The organism is Xanthomonas sp. LF02-5 (assembly GCF_034105325.1).
Taxonomy (GTDB): Bacteria; Pseudomonadota; Gammaproteobacteria; order Xanthomonadales; family Xanthomonadaceae; genus Xanthomonas_A; species Xanthomonas_A sontii.
Genome location: NZ_JAXGGF010000004.1, coordinates 458,628 through 472,423, shown reverse-complemented (window position 1 = coordinate 472,423; position 13,796 = coordinate 458,628). Strand labels below are relative to the sequence as shown.

Sequence of the window (13,796 nt, the reverse complement as noted above, 5' to 3'; positions counted from 1 at the left end):
CGGCTGCCCGTCCGCCCATGGCCACAACGCACCAGACGCGACGTGCGCGTACGCTGGACCTGACCAAGTCAGTCGAGCCCGGCAAACAGTCCGTGCAACTCGGCAAACCCCACCGGTTTGACCAGGTGAGCGTCGAACCCTGCATGCGCCGAATCGCGGCGATCGCTGTCCTGCCCCCAGCCGGTCAGCGCGACGATGGTGATGTCCTTGCCCCAGTGGCAATCGCGAATGCGGCGGCACGCCTCGTGCCCGTCCATGCCGGGCATGCCGATGTCCATCAGGATCACCTCGGGGCGCATGCGCGCACCGATCGCCAGCGCTTCCTCTCCGCCGCCAGCGGTGCGCACAGCGTGTCCGTCCAGTTCCAGCAGGGCGGCCAGCGCCAGCGCGATATCCGCATTGTCGTCGACCACCAGGATCCGGCGCATCGTTTGTGCCGGCCGGACATCCCCCGTGGCCGACACGGCAACCGGCGCGGCGTCGCAGGGAAGCCGCACGACGAACGCGCTGCCCTTGCCGGCCCCCTCGCTGCGCGCCTCGACGGTGCCGCCGTGCATCTCGACCAGCCGCCGAACCAGCATCAGGCCGATGCCGAGTCCACCTTGCGCACGCTCCAGGGTCCGGTCCACCTGGGTGAACAGTTCGAAGATGGCATCGACCTTGTCCGGCGGAATGCCGGATCCGTTGTCCGCGACCACGACCTCGACGCTGCCCGCGCCCGCCTCGACCCGCACCTCGATGTCTCCCCCGGGTGGCGTGTACTTGCACGCGTTGGTGAGCAGATTCCCGAACACCTGGGTGAGACGGACCGGGTCTCCTTGCAAGGGCAGCGGCGTCTCCGGCAACACCACGCGCAAGCGATGCCGCTGCTGGTCCAATGCAGGACGGCAGACCTCGACGGCCTGCTGGATCACCTCGGCCAGCAGCAGCGACTCGCGCCGCAATTCCAGTTTTCCCTGCTTGATGCGATTGACGTCGAGCAGGTCGTCCACCAAGCGCACCAGCTGCCGTACCTGCCGTTCCATGACCTCGTGCGCCTTCCGCGACAACGCCTCGTTGCCATGCGAGCGCTTGAGCACTTCCAGCATGTTGCGCAACGGCGCCAACGGGTTGCGCAGCTCGTGCGCGAGCATGGCCAGGAACTCGTCCTTGCGCCGCCGCTCCTGCGCCAGCTCCGCTTCGATCTGATGCCGCTCCACCAGTTCGGCGGCCTGGCGTGCGAGCAGGTCGATGTAGCGCAGCGCGTCCGGGTCGGGGCCGCCCGGCCAGCGGTAATGATTGTTGAGCATGCCCAACAGCCGGCCATCGCGGCTGAGCAAGGGCATGCACTGGATGGAGCGGATCTGATCCTCCAGCACGATCTCCAGCCCCAATGTCCCCTGCAGGCCTTCCAGCTTCTCCACGTCGGCGACGACCAGACGCTGCACCTGCTTCGCCGCTTCCCCGCAACTGGCATCCCACCCATCCTCGCGGAAATGCTCGACCAACCGCGGGCCCAGTCCCTGATGCACGACGATCCGCAGGGTTTTCCTGACCGGATCGAAGATCTGGATGTTGCCCTTGTCGGTTCCCGAGATGTCGGCGGCCGCCGCGAGGATCTTCTGCAGCAGCGGCTCGAACTCTCCCGGCCCCACCAGCTCGGCACTCAGTTCCTGCAGGCGGGCGAGCGCCGCCATTTCCTTGCGCAGATGCGCGGCGGCCCGTTCCCGCTCCACCACGATGCTGGTCACCAGCGCGCCGAACTCGGCGACCTTGCGCTCCCACGCAGTAGCCTGCCGCGCTTCCGCAAGACACAGAAAGAACGATCCGACCGCCTTGCCGCCCTGCCCGATGGCCGGGTGCGAATAGCACGCCAGGATGCCGTTTTCCAGGCAAAGCGAGCGCCAGGGCGCGGCCCATTGCGGCGCGTGCTCCACGTCCTCGCACTCGACCGGATGCCCCTCATGGATGGCGGTCCCGCAGGTACCGATGAGCGCTTCCCCGATCGGCAAGCCGCGGATGGCCGCGGCGAATGTCGGCGGGAAGTGCGACGAGTAGCCGCCGCCCATCGTGCGGCGGTCCTCGCTCGCCAGGAGTACGCACGCGCGCGCGCCCGGAGCAAGCCGCGCCACGGCGTCGGTCAGTGCATCCAGGCATTCCTCCATCGGCGCGCCGGACGCGATCATGAGCAGCGCTTTTCTCTGCTCCGCATCCAGGCATGCATCACGTTGGGCCTGTGCAAGTTCTCGGTACACGCGCACCTGCTGGATGGCGGCGCCGGATGTTATCGAATAACACCAGCGCGATGGATTTCGGAGCGAATGGATATACGCAAAAATGGAAACGCTTTCCGAAGAGATGCGAAAACGATGGTGGCATAGGTCACGCGTGAAGCGCGTGCGACGTGCATCTAAGTCTATGGGTGAATGCCTCGTTAGACCTCAAGCCGTGTGAGCGCTGCATGCACGGGAGTCGTGCGCTCCACGCTCGCCAAGCTGCGTGAGGGGGCAATGACGCTTGTTCGCAAGGGCCGCAGCCCCCATCGCGTCGTCAACCGCCCCTTCGAACCGCTGCGGTTGAAGGACATCGCACGATCGAGACAAGCGCATATCGCCGTGTTCGCGTCACGGGATGGCATGCCACATGTCGTCGCTTGCCTGCGCGACGAACGCGCAGCGGTCGCTCATCGCTGACACACCTAGGGTTCGTCGCAGTTGGCGAGACGTTTCGGCGAGGCGCTACGCGCCACCCGCCGCAGCCGCTGGCTGCAACAGCAGCCGCACCAGCGGATTCGGGAAGCGCCGCGACATGGTGACGGCGTGGAAGGTCTCCACGATGTCCGGCAATTGATCGCCTTCCACCAGCACGCCCGCGGCGATCTCGTCCTTGACCACGATCGGCGGGAGCACGGCCAGGCCGATGTCCTCGCGCACCTTGTCAGGCTATTCAGCTCTCGGCCACAGCACTCATCCACTCTACAAGAAAATCGGTGATCTTCTCCTTGATGCCGCTTTCCACAGTGCGCAAGCGCAGGATGGCAATGCCGCTTTTGGACAAGATTCCGTTCTTCAAGCGATCCCGCTCCATCTGCTCGGGCCGGTCGTGAAGGCCGCCATCGACTTCAATTACCCCCACTGGGATCTTTCCAACCCGGAAATAAACAACAAAATCGCAACTGGCACGCGCCATGAAGGCCCGCTCGCGTTCCGTCAACTCCGGGTTGCTCGAGGCTGCGACTTGATCCAGCTTGACTTGATCGTGGAACATCAAGGCATGGCACTCGGATGTGGACAGAACCTCGCGCAGTAGCTGTGCCACGATCTGCTCGGACTTGTACTGTGAATCTTCGGGGCGCAAGCGAGCATTCAAGCGGGCCAGGGACTGGTCGTACTCGCGGTACAGCAGATCAAATGCAGAGATCACAGGCGCCCGCACGACTTGCGCACCCTCGGCGTAATAGCTGATATAGCGCACCAAGGCAGCGATGTGGCCATTGTCGGCAAATACGTCATCGCCAGTCACAAGGGTGAAGCGCTGCTTGGCTCGCGATACCGCCACATTGATCATGCGTGGGTCGTCAACGAAGCTCAGGCGCTTCGGATCCTGGTTGTAGCGCTTCTTGTCCAGCACCGTGGAGAAGACGATCTCATCGCACTCTCGACCCTGGAACTTATGCACCGTGTCTTTCACGAACTCCGCCGGCAGGCGCGAATCAGAGAGATTCACCTGCGCCCGGAACGGCGCGATGAATCCACGCCCATCGCCATCAATGCCAACCGCGTCATCCTCATCATCGAGCACCTTGAGCAGGGAATCCAATTCGCGGAGATTGGTGTTCTGACGGGTGTGGTTGCCCTTGGCGGTCACAATCAGGCGCAAAGGCGCTTCGCTTTGATCTTCGGTCATCGGCACCAATGCGTTATCGTAAAACTGCTGGTTGCAGAACTGGATGATCCTGGGATGGCAGCGATAGTGCTCTTTGAGCAGTGTCCTTGGTAGCGCCTGCTTGAACACGGCGATACACGAATCGAGCAGGCTGTAGCGCTCGCAATCGTAGGCCTCGGCGGGCGCTGACAGACCCAGCTTAACTGGAATGTGTGCCAACTGGCGGTTGTCGCCGACAACAATAAGGTTCCTCGCACAGCCCAGTGGCAAGATGCCCGGTACGATGTCCTGGAGCGAGGCCTCGTCGATGATCACGTAATCAAGGATCGTCTCCGGTGCGATCGAATTGATGATGGAGTGCGTACCGCTTCCCAGGATCGGGAAGCGCTTCAAGAAGACATCGAACCTTTGCCGGTAGGTTTTGCCATCGAAGCTGTCCGATGGCAGGGGCAGACTTTGTAGGTGCTGCTTCAGATGGCGCATGGACGCAGAAGTCATTGCATCCAACAAGGCAGTAAAGTTTCCTTGCGCCAGCGATTTGCGGCAAGCCTGCAACTCCGCCGCCTTTTCCTGCAGCGCCTTGTCGTAGTAGTGCATCTGCAGCGCATGAAACACGGACAGTCGCTCATCTGCGTTGGCGAAAGGCTTGACACGAAGGATCCCGAAGTTGAACAACAACTCGATGCGATCCCGCAGGCGGACACGCTCTTGGCCGAGATGGGCCAAGTAGGCCATCAAGTCTGCGGTCTTGTGCGGCGTCAACCCGTACTTTTCCAGCGAGACGGCAGCATGCACGCCGTTTTCCGCCTGCCATTGCTGGAGATAGCGCCGCTCGATGGTCAACTCGTCGAGTTCGGCCTGCAATTGCGCCAACCGATTGCGATCGCGCAACTGCTGCGTCAAGCGACCCAACAGACCCTGGATCTCCTCCAGCGTCGGCGCCGGCTCGGGTGCGTCAGATGGCCATGGCGGCAGATCGGCGAAAAAATCGTCGCGGTTTTCCTGATTGCCGAGTTTAGCGACCAGATAGCCCAGTCCGCACTTCTCCAACTTCTCGTAGACGTTTTCTACTGCTGCATTGTTGTTGGACAACACCGCCACTGTCTGCCCACGCAGCAGGATGTTGGCAAGGATGTTGAGAATCGTCTGGGTCTTGCCCGTCCCGGGCGGACCCTCGATCACGCTGACCTGAGCACGGAACGCATGCTCGACCGCCGCCAACTGGCTCTCGTTCAGACCGAACGGATAGATCAGGCCCGGCCCGGGGAGCAGCGTGCCGTTGTGTCCCGTGCAGTAGGCATGCAAGGCCGTTTCGACACTGACAGGCAGCCTGCCCAGCTGGTCTACGACATTGGCCGCGATCTTGCTATCTGTTTGCGACGTTGCATGCGCCTGCCGCGCCTTAGCCACCCTGATGAAATATTGCAGAACCGGCGCGCCGTTCTTCACCATCGGCGCAATGAAGTCGATTCCCTCCATTTTGAAAACGTAGGGCTTGTCGGCAGCGCCAGGGTAATGCACCACGGCATACCGCTCGCCATATATCGTCGCCTTCGCGACAGGCGTAACGTTCGTGCTGCCTGATCTGGTCAGCAGCACATCATTCAGTTCGCGAGTGGGAACGATGACGCAATCTTTGAGCGCGTGTAAAACGGCGCCCTTATTTAAGTAGGAACATATCAGCTGCAGACCTGCGCGCTTATCGCTCCAGATCAACCAATTGACGATCTCTGCAGTCTTGTCCTCGCCACCCACCTGGATCGACACCATACGTCTCTGTCCGTGTACTTGGCCGTCGTTCACCCTTCGACCGACAGCCAGATGCCGTTACTTATTCACATGACTTCATATTGCCAGTCTCTCTTCCGACGCAGGTAGACGGCCCAAGCGTTGCATCACGTAGCCTAGAACCTGCCTGAAGATCGGGTAATCACGGGGAAAAAGGAACTACAGGCTTTCTGCTGTTGCCGTCGGCAGCAGCAGCAGCCGCACCAGCGGATTCGGGAAGCGCCGCGACATGGTGACGGCGTGGAAGGTCTCCACGATGTCCGGCAATTGATCGCCCTCCACCAGCACGCCGGCGGCGATCTCGTCCTTGACCACGATCGGCGGGAGCACGGCCAGGCCGATGTCCTCGCGCGCCAGCAGGCGCATCATCGCCATGTCCTCCACTTCCGCCACGATCTGCGGGCGCACGCCCAGACGATCGGCCAGGGCGTCGAATCCCGCGCGCACGCTGTTGTCCACCGTCGGCAGGATGATGGGATGCTGGCGAAGCCGATCGGCGATGCTGGCGGCATGACCCAACCGGTCCGGCGTGCCCACCAAACTGACCGGGCGCTCGGCGAGCCGATGGGTCACGAACGGGGTCAGCGCGTCGGTGGCCGGCGCCTGGTTGAGCAGGACCACGTCGAGATTGAGCGCCTCCAGCGCCCGCAGCAGTTCGCCGGCACTGCCCGAGCGCAGGATCAGGTCGATGTCGGTTCGGCCGAGCAGCGGCCGCAGGAACTCCAGCTGGAAGTTGCGCGACAGCGTGGCCAGCGAGCCAACTCGCAGCGCCTGCCGCGCGGCGCCGGTCTGCCGCAGCGTGCCCAGCAGTTCGTCGCCGGTGGCGAAGATCGCATCGGCGTGGTCCAGCGCGATCTGCCCCGCCTCGGTCAGGTGCAGTTGCCGCCCGCGCCGCTCGAACAGTGCATGGCCCAAACGCTCCTCCAGCTTGCGGATCTGCACCGACAAGGCGGACTGGGTGAGGTTGAGCCGCTCGGCAGTGCGGGTCAGGTTGCCGTCGTGGGCCACGGCCCAGAAGTAACGCAGGTGGTTGTAGTTCAAAGCAGCCATCGTTCGATAATAACGAACGATATCGTGAAAACAATGAATTTTTGCTCAGCCCCACCGATCGCTATCGTGGCGCCGCCCGCCACTGCGCTCGATCCAAGGGGATTGCCTTGTCGCTCTATCTGCTGCCGCTCTCTGCCCCACTCCTGCTGCTGGTCGCGGCCGTGTTCGGCTTTGTCCGCAGCGGCCGACGCCCCCGCTTCCTCCCCGCCTTCGCCGAACGTGCCGCGCTCGGCGCACTGCTCGTCGCCATCGCCTCGCTGGCGCTGCTGATCGCCCGCGGCGCCGGCGGCAGCGCATTGATCGGATGGAGCGGCATCGGCCTGTCGGTCCGGCTCGATGCGGTGAGCACCACGATGCTGCTGCTGGTCGCCTTCGTCGGCTGGATCGTGGTGCGCTATACCCGCACCTATCTGGATGGCGAAGCGCGGCAGGGCTATTTCACCGGCTGGCTGTGCGTCGCGCTCGCCGCGGTGCTGCTACTCGTGCAGGCCGGCAACCTGGTCCAGGTCGTGGTGGCCTGGATCGCCACCAGCATCGCGCTCAATCGTTTGCTGCTGTTCTATCCCCAGCGTGTGGCCGCGCAACGCGCCGCGCGCAAGAAGCGCCTGTTCTCCAGCATCGGCGCCATCGCCCTGATCTGCGCGGCACTGCTTGTCTGGAAGAGCCTGGGCACCACCGACATCGTCACCATCAACACGCTGGCGCGGAACGGCCAGCATGGCGGTGCCCTTACCGCGGCGGCCGCCTTGATGGCGCTGGCCGCGGTGCTGAAATCGGCGCAGTTCCCCACCCATGGCTGGCTCACCGAGATGATGGAGGCGCCCACGCCGGTGTCGGCGCTGCTGCATGCCGGCGTGGTCAACGGCGGCGGCTTCCTGCTGATCCGCTTCGCCGACCTGATGCTGGCGGCCCCCGGCGTACTCGCCGTGCTGGCCATGCTGGGCGGGTTCACCGCGCTGTTCGGCGCGCTGGTGATGCTGACCCAACCCGCGGTCAAGACCTCGCTGGCCTGGTCCACGGTCGCGCAGATGGGCTTCATGATTCTGCAGTGCGGGCTGGCGCTGTTCCCGCTGGCGCTGCTGCACATCGTCGCGCACTCCCTCTACAAGGCCCATGCCTTCCTGGCCTCCGGCGGCGCCGTCGAGCAGGTGGCGTCCATTCGCCGGCCTGGGCAGGTCGCCGTGCCCAATGGGGCGGCGGTGTGCCGCGCCTTCCTGATCGCGCTGGCGATCTATGTCGGGATCGGCGCCGCCTTCGGGTTCGCCTTCGGCTTCGAGCACAAGTCGCCGCAGGCGCTAGCCCTGGGCGCCATCCTGATCTTCGGCGTCGCCTATCTGCTGGCCCAGGGTCTGGCCGATGCCGCACCCCGTCCGCTCACCCGAAAAACCGTGCTCTACGCCAGCGCGGCCGCGGTCGGCTACTTCGCGCTGCAGACCGCAGCCGAATGGCTGACCACCGGGGTGCTGCCAGCGACGCCGGCGCCGGGTCGGCTGGAGTGGACGCTGATGGCGCTGGCGGTGCTGAGCTTCGGCCTGGTGGCGGTGGCGCAGGCGCTGTTCCCGCTGTGGGCGACGCACCCGGCCGCCGCCGGACTGCGCATGCATCTCGCCAATGGCCTGTATGCCAACGCCACGCTCGATCGCCTGCTCGGCGGCTGGTCCGTCCGCAAGACCTCGTGACTCCCTAACCGCCAGGACACCGCCATGCTGATGACCACCACCGACGCACCGTCCTTGTCTCACGAGCTGATCATCGCCGCCGCCGCGTGTGCGGCGCGGGCCATTCCCCCGCTTTGGCCGCTCGCCTCGAGCGTGGCGGTCAACCCCTTCCTCGGCCAGACCGGCGAACCGCTGCCGATCGCGGCGGCGCGGCTGCGGCGCGCCGCCGGCATCGCCGTGACCATGCCGCGCGCCTGGTATGCGCAGCGACTGCAGTCCGGCGAGATCGCCGAAGAAGATCTGCAGGCGGCCTGGCACAACGCGCCGGCGGCGCTGCGTCCGCCGAGCGTGTCCGCACTGAAGCTCGTCATCGAAGCCACGCGCCCTGCCCCGCAGGCGATCCCGACCGTCGCCGATCTGGCACGCGATGCGTCGCTGGTCGACTGGCCGGGCATCGTCGAAGAGCGCATCGGACACTGGGCCGCCAGCTACTTCGACCAGGGCCAGGCGCTGTGGGTCGCCGGGCAGTCCGGCGGCGCCTACAACGCGTGGCGGCTGGTCGCGACACGCGATCTGACGCCGGAAATCGCCGGACTCACCCGATTCGCCCAGCAGGTGGCGGACGCGCCAGCGACTGCCGAAGAGGCGATCGTCGAGGGCGTCGCCCGCCTCGGCCTCGCGCCCGACGCGCTGGACGGCTATTTCCACCGTCTGCTGACCACGCTGGGCGGCTGGAGCCAGGTTGCGCGGTATCGGCTCTGGCAAGCGGAGTTGAGCGGCGGAACCGATGCCTGCGTCACCGATCTGCTCGCCATCCGCATCAGCTGGGAAGCCGCCCTGCTGGGCAAGTTCGGTTCGGAGATCGCGCCCGAGTGGCGAAGCGCCGTCGCCGCTTACGCCACGCCGGTGGCAGCGACTTCGGACGACGTCGTCGACAGCATCCTGCAGGAAGCGGCCGAACGAGCTGCACAGCGGCGGCTCGGCAGCGTGCTTGCAGCCCCCGCCTCGGCCCCGGTCGCCCCCGACCGGATGACGTTGCAGATGGCCTTCTGCATCGACGTACGCTCGGAAGTGTTCCGCCGCGCGCTGGAAAGCCTGGATGCCGGCATCCAGACCCTGGGATTCGCCGGATTCTTCGGGCTGGGCATCGGCCATCGCCGGTTTGCCTCGGACGTGGTCGAGGCACGCCTTCCGGTGCTGCTGACGCCAGCGGTGCACACCTGCGCGGGAGCGGCCACGCCGTCATTGTCCGAGGCGGACCTCGCCGCGCGGATCGCGGCGCGCGCGAAGCGGGCCTGGGGACGCTTCAAGCTGGCCGCCATTTCCTCGTTCGCCTTCGTCGAGGCCACCGGCCCGATCTACGTCGCCAAGCTGCTACGCGATGGCTTGGGACTGACGCGGCACTCGGCGCCGAACGATCCCGCGCCGCGCCCGGCCGAGGCGCTCGACCTCGACACGCGCCTGACCATGGCCACGCGCATCCTCACCGCGATGTCGCTCACCAGCGGGTTCGCGCGACTCGTGGTGATCGCCGGCCACGGGGCAAACGTGATCAACAATCCGCATGCCAGCGCCCTGCACTGCGGCGCCTGCGGCGGCTACTCGGGCGAAGTGAACGCGCGGCTGCTCGCCGCGCTGCTCAACGACCCCGAGGTGCGCGCCGGGCTTGCCGAGCGCGGCATCGCCATTCCCGCCGACACGCTGTTCGTCGGCGCCCTGCACGACACCACGACCGATGCGGTCACGCTCTACAGCGCCGACCATGCTTCGCCCGCGCATACCGCCGACCTCGACCAGGCGACGCGTTGGCTGCACGCCGCCGGCACGCTGGCGCGCGGCGAGCGGGCACTGCGCCTACCGCGCGCGCAGCGCAGCCAGGACATCGCGCATCGCGCCCGCGACTGGGCCGAGCTGCGCCCGGAATGGGCCCTGGCCGGCTGCCAGGCCTTCATCGCCGCGCCGCGCGCGCGCACGGCCGGGCGCGACCTGGCAGGACGCGCCTTCCTGCACGACTACGATTGGCGGCGCGACGAGGGTTTCGGCGTGCTGGAATTGATCCTGACCGCCCCGGTGGTGGTCGCCAGCTGGATCAGCCTGCAGTACTACGGCTCGACCGTCGCGCCCGAGGTCTTCGGCGCCGGCAACAAGCTGCTGCACAACGTCACCGGCGGCATCGGCGTGGTCGAGGGCAACGGCGGCCTGCTGCGCGGCGGACTCCCCTGGCAGTCGGTCCACGACGGCGAACGGCTGATCCACGAACCGCTGCGGCTGTCGGTGCTGATCGAAGCACCGACCGAGGCGATCACCGACATCCTCGAACGCCATCCGCAGGTTCGCGCGCTGTTCGACAATCGCTGGCTGCATCTGTTCGCGCTGGACGACCAGGGCCGCATGGCGTCGCGCTACACCGGCGATCTTCGCTGGGAGGCGTGTCCTGGCGATGCGCCGCCCAAGCGCAGCGCCGTGCCGGCACACGCGTGACCGGATGTCACCTGGTCACATCGACCCACCTGTCGACGTCCCTGCACCTGATGCGGGCGGCTGCCTGGCGACGCGTCAGATCCTGGATCGCATCGGTGACAAGTGGAGTCTCTACATCGTCGCCATGCTGGCGAACGGCCCGCAGCGCTTCAACGCATTGAAGCGTGGCATCGACGGCATTTCCCAGCGCATGCTGACGCTGACCCTGCGCGGACTGGAACGCGACGGATTGGTCACGCCCACGCTGTATCCGACGATTCCTCCGCGCGTCGATTACGCACTGACCGACCTTGGACGCACGCTATTGAAGCCGGTCATGGCGCTGGTCCATTGGGCGAACGAGAATCAACGCGCCATTGCCGAAGCGCATCGACGTTTCGACGAGGCGCCGGAGCAAGATCAGGTCTTGGTTCAGGGCGACGTCTACCAGCGGCGTTAGTCAGACTCCGTTTTCGTGGGGCGCGACTGGAAGAAGCAACTGCCAGTAAGCGACATCCACCCAACGGCCGAGCTTGTAACCGACCTGCTCGAAGTGCGCGACCTTCTTGAACCCCAGCGCCTCGTGCAGCCGGGCACTTGCATCGTTCGGTTGAGCGACACCGCCGATGACTGCGTGCAACTCCAGCCGTCGCAGTGTTTCCAGCAGCGCGCCATACAGGACAGCGCCCAGCCCTCGCCCGCGATGCCCATCAGCCAGGTAGATCGTGGATTCCACCGAACGCTGGTACGCCTTTCTCGCTCTCCATTGTGTGGCGTAGGCATACCCGGCAACCTCGTCGCCCACCAGCGCCACCAGCCACGGAAGGCCGACGCTCTGTACGTCTTCAATGCGCCTGGCCATGTCGGCCGACGTCACGGCATCCAGTTCGAACGTGACGCACGTGTTGGCGATGTAGTGGTTGTAGATGTCCGCGATGCGCTGGGCATGCACGGGACTGGCCGAAACGATGGTCGCTGTCACGGTCACCGGCTTCCTTTGTTGATGGTCTGGATCACAGCCGCTTCGACATGCAGACGGCGCTGGACGGACAGAGGCGTTCGAACTGGCTCGACGCCCCGACCAGCGGCGGCACCTGCCCCCGGTCGCACTGCACGTAGCCCATGGCGGCGAACACATCCTGCGCCGTCGTGGTCAGCAGATACAAGGCAAGCACCTCACGCTGCACAGCCAGGCGCTCCGCCTCCCGAACCAGCCGACGCCCGAGGCCATCACCGCGATGCCCCTCCGCGACGCACAACGAACGCAGCACGCCATGTTCGCCATGGAATTCGACAGCCACGGTGCCGAGCAACCCACCCCGACGCGCGGCAAGGAACTGTCGCGACGCGTGACCGGCGATCAGGTCGGAGGTGGGCAACCCCGAGGACTGCAGCAGTTCTTCCGTCTGCGGATCGAACTGCGCCAGGCTGATCACCACGTCCATGACATCACCTCGGTATGTGCAGAAGAACGACACGGCGGTTGGCGACTGCCTGGCGATGCGCCGTCGGCACGACATGAGCCGCGCCCACGCTCATGTCGCAGCCATTCCGCATCGAATGCCAAGCGTCAACAAGTCCGCCCCTCTCCGCAACGCGCGTCGCCGCCGCAGCAGTTCTCGGTCAGGTAATCGAGCAGGCGCGTCATCGTGTCGAACTCGGCGCGATAGCAGACCGTCCTGCCCCTTTGCTCGGCGCGGATCATTCCGACAGCAGCCAGCTCCTTCAGGTGGAAGGACAGGGTCGGCCCCGGCAGGGTCAGCGCGCTGGCGATCTCGCCCGCCAGCTTGCCCGCCGGTCCGGCCTGGACGAGCAGCCGGAAGATGGCCAGACGGGTCTCGTGGCCCAGTGCCGACAAGGCCTTGGTTGCGGTCAAATGTTCCATTATTTTAGAATAATGGAATTAATGAACCCAGGCAATCCATCATGGACCTTCCCAATCTGGATGCAACGCTTGCGCCCGCAGCGGATCGCGCGCGCCTGGCCGCCGGCGATGCCGAGCACAAGCCGCGCATCCTGATCCTGTATGGATCGCTGCGTCCGGAGTCCTACAGCCGAAAGCTGGCACTGGAAGCGCAACGGCTGCTCGACTACTTCGGCGCCGAGACCCGCGTTTTCGATCCGCACGACCTGCCCATGGTCGATGCCGTCGGCCCGGACCATCCGAAGGTGCAGGAACTGCGCGCCGCTTCCCTGTGGTCGGAAGGCCAGGTCTGGGTGAGCCCCGAACGTCATGGCGCGGTGTCGTCGGTCTTCAAGAACCAGATCGACTGGCTGCCCCTGCAGGAAGGCAGCGTCCGCCCGACGCAGGGACGCACGCTCGCGGTGATGCAGGTCTGCGGTGGATCGCAATCCTTCAACGTGGTCAACGCGCTGCGCCTGCTTGGTCGCTGGATGCGGATGGTGACCATCCCGAATCAGTCGTCGGTGCCCAAGGCCTGGCAGGAGTTCGACGCCAATGGCCGCATGAAACCATCGGCGTACTACGACCGCGTGGTGGACGTCATGGAGGAACTGGTGAAGTTCACCTATCTGGTGCGCGGCCGCAGCGACTACATGGTCGACCGCTACAGCGAGCGCAAGGATACGCAGGCCGCCGCTGCACTGGCGGCGGCCGCAGGCGCGGTCGAAGCCAGCCAGGCGGCAAAGACCGCGCCATGAAGGCCGTGATCTGCCACAACCCGGAATGCGGCACCTCGCGCAACACCTCGCCCTGATCCGTCACGCGGGAGCACTCCCACAGGTCGTCGAATACCTCAAGACGCCTCCAAGCCGGAAGCGACTTGTGGAGCCGATCGCCGCATCCGGGCTGACGGCACGAGAGGTTCTTCGGGAGAAAGGCACGCCGTATCACTCGCCGAAGCTACGGCATCCCGAGTTGACGGACAGCGACCTGCTGGACGCGATGCTGGAAGGCGAGCCGGAACACGACCGAAATGCCAAGCCTGCTTCAGGGCGCGCCGATCAGCCAGCGCC

General features: G+C 65.5%; 10 protein-coding genes and 2 pseudogenes. 5 read left to right on the top strand and 7 right to left on the bottom strand.

Going from position 1 to position 13,796, the window contains the following annotated elements; all coding sequences use genetic code 11:
• Positions 1 to 68 precede the first annotated feature (68 nt).
• The 4 genes and pseudogenes from SLW52_RS13600 to SLW52_RS13585 all read right to left on the bottom strand — a co-directional run bounded on the left by SLW52_RS13600 (position 69) and on the right by SLW52_RS13585 (position 6,702).
• Positions 69 to 2,234, bottom strand: coding sequence for an ATP-binding protein (locus SLW52_RS13600; RefSeq protein ID WP_295843720.1), 2,166 nt, complete (start codon positions 2,232 to 2,234; stop codon positions 69 to 71).
• Between the two features lie 483 nt (positions 2,235 to 2,717).
• A pseudogene (locus SLW52_RS13595) lies at positions 2,718 to 2,909 on the bottom strand (LysR family transcriptional regulator); the annotation flags it as partial.
• 16 nt (positions 2,910 to 2,925) lie between these two features.
• The gene (locus SLW52_RS13590) at positions 2,926 to 5,634 is read right to left on the bottom strand and encodes an AAA domain-containing protein (RefSeq protein WP_320694694.1); all 2,709 of its coding nucleotides are present in this window, start codon (positions 5,632 to 5,634) and stop codon (positions 2,926 to 2,928) included.
• A gap of 177 nt (positions 5,635 to 5,811) precedes the next feature.
• Entirely contained in the window at positions 5,812 to 6,702 is an 891-nt protein-coding gene (locus tag SLW52_RS13585) for a LysR family transcriptional regulator (RefSeq protein WP_043092087.1), read from the bottom strand.
• 107 nt (positions 6,703 to 6,809) lie between these two features.
• On the opposite strand from SLW52_RS13585, the gene SLW52_RS13580 reads away from it, so the two are divergent.
• From SLW52_RS13580 to SLW52_RS13570, 3 genes are read left to right on the top strand one after another with little or no spacing between them, the layout of a single operon-like run.
• On the top strand, positions 6,810 to 8,381 hold the full coding sequence (locus SLW52_RS13580) for a proton-conducting transporter membrane subunit (protein WP_320740317.1): 1,572 nt from the start codon (positions 6,810 to 6,812) through the stop codon (positions 8,379 to 8,381).
• Between the two features lie 24 nt (positions 8,382 to 8,405).
• Complete coding sequence (locus tag SLW52_RS13575) at positions 8,406 to 10,841, top strand: DUF2309 domain-containing protein (RefSeq protein WP_320740318.1); 2,436 nt, start codon at positions 8,406 to 8,408, stop codon at positions 10,839 to 10,841.
• 4 nt (positions 10,842 to 10,845) lie between these two features.
• On the top strand, positions 10,846 to 11,280 hold the full coding sequence (locus tag SLW52_RS13570) for a helix-turn-helix domain-containing protein (protein ID WP_295909860.1): 435 nt from the start codon (positions 10,846 to 10,848) through the stop codon (positions 11,278 to 11,280).
• Here SLW52_RS13570 and SLW52_RS13565 read toward each other — a convergent pair whose 3' ends face one another.
• The 3 genes from SLW52_RS13565 to SLW52_RS13555 all read right to left on the bottom strand — a co-directional run bounded on the left by SLW52_RS13565 (position 11,281) and on the right by SLW52_RS13555 (position 12,705).
• The gene (locus SLW52_RS13565) at positions 11,281 to 11,802 is read right to left on the bottom strand and encodes an arsinothricin resistance N-acetyltransferase ArsN1 family B (protein ID WP_152244511.1); all 522 of its coding nucleotides are present in this window, start codon (positions 11,800 to 11,802) and stop codon (positions 11,281 to 11,283) included. It abuts the gene before it with no gap.
• Between the two features lie 31 nt (positions 11,803 to 11,833).
• Complete coding sequence (gene arsN2 / locus SLW52_RS13560) at positions 11,834 to 12,265, bottom strand: arsenic resistance N-acetyltransferase ArsN2 (protein WP_017908088.1); 432 nt, start codon at positions 12,263 to 12,265, stop codon at positions 11,834 to 11,836.
• A gap of 125 nt (positions 12,266 to 12,390) precedes the next feature.
• Positions 12,391 to 12,705: a metalloregulator ArsR/SmtB family transcription factor gene (locus SLW52_RS13555; RefSeq protein WP_017908089.1), complete on the bottom strand. Its 315-nt coding sequence runs from the start codon at positions 12,703 to 12,705 to the stop codon at positions 12,391 to 12,393.
• A 41-nt stretch (positions 12,706 to 12,746) separates the two neighbouring features.
• Here SLW52_RS13555 and arsH point away from each other — a divergent pair, with 41 nt between their 5' ends.
• Both arsH and SLW52_RS21090 read left to right on the top strand, forming a co-directional pair.
• Positions 12,747 to 13,481, top strand: a complete 735-nt coding sequence (arsH, locus tag SLW52_RS13550; protein ID WP_017914550.1) for an arsenical resistance protein ArsH — start codon at positions 12,747 to 12,749, stop codon at positions 13,479 to 13,481.
• A pseudogene (locus tag SLW52_RS21090) lies at positions 13,478 to 13,731 on the top strand (ArsC/Spx/MgsR family protein); the annotation flags it as partial. The gene arsH and the pseudogene SLW52_RS21090, both read left to right, overlap by 4 nt.
• Positions 13,732 to 13,796: the final 65 nt, after the last annotated feature.

Bases quoted from the DNA above. Each gene is read 5' to 3' on its own strand.
- SLW52_RS13590 (WP_320694694.1), bottom strand. From the start codon at position 5,634: ATGGTGTCGATCCAGGTGGGTGGCGAGGACAAGACTGCAGAGATCGTC.
- SLW52_RS13585 (WP_043092087.1), bottom strand. From the start codon at position 6,702: ATGGCTGCTTTGAACTACAACCACCTGCGTTACTTCTGGGCCGTGGCC.
- SLW52_RS13575 (WP_320740318.1), top strand. From the start codon at position 8,406: ATGCTGATGACCACCACCGACGCACCGTCCTTGTCTCACGAGCTGATC.
- SLW52_RS13570 (WP_295909860.1), top strand. From the start codon at position 10,846: ATGTCACCTGGTCACATCGACCCACCTGTCGACGTCCCTGCACCTGAT.
- arsN2 (WP_017908088.1), bottom strand. From the start codon at position 12,265: ATGGACGTGGTGATCAGCCTGGCGCAGTTCGATCCGCAGACGGAAGAA.
- SLW52_RS13555 (WP_017908089.1), bottom strand. From the start codon at position 12,705: ATGGAACATTTGACCGCAACCAAGGCCTTGTCGGCACTGGGCCACGAG.
- arsH (WP_017914550.1), top strand. From the start codon at position 12,747: ATGGACCTTCCCAATCTGGATGCAACGCTTGCGCCCGCAGCGGATCGC.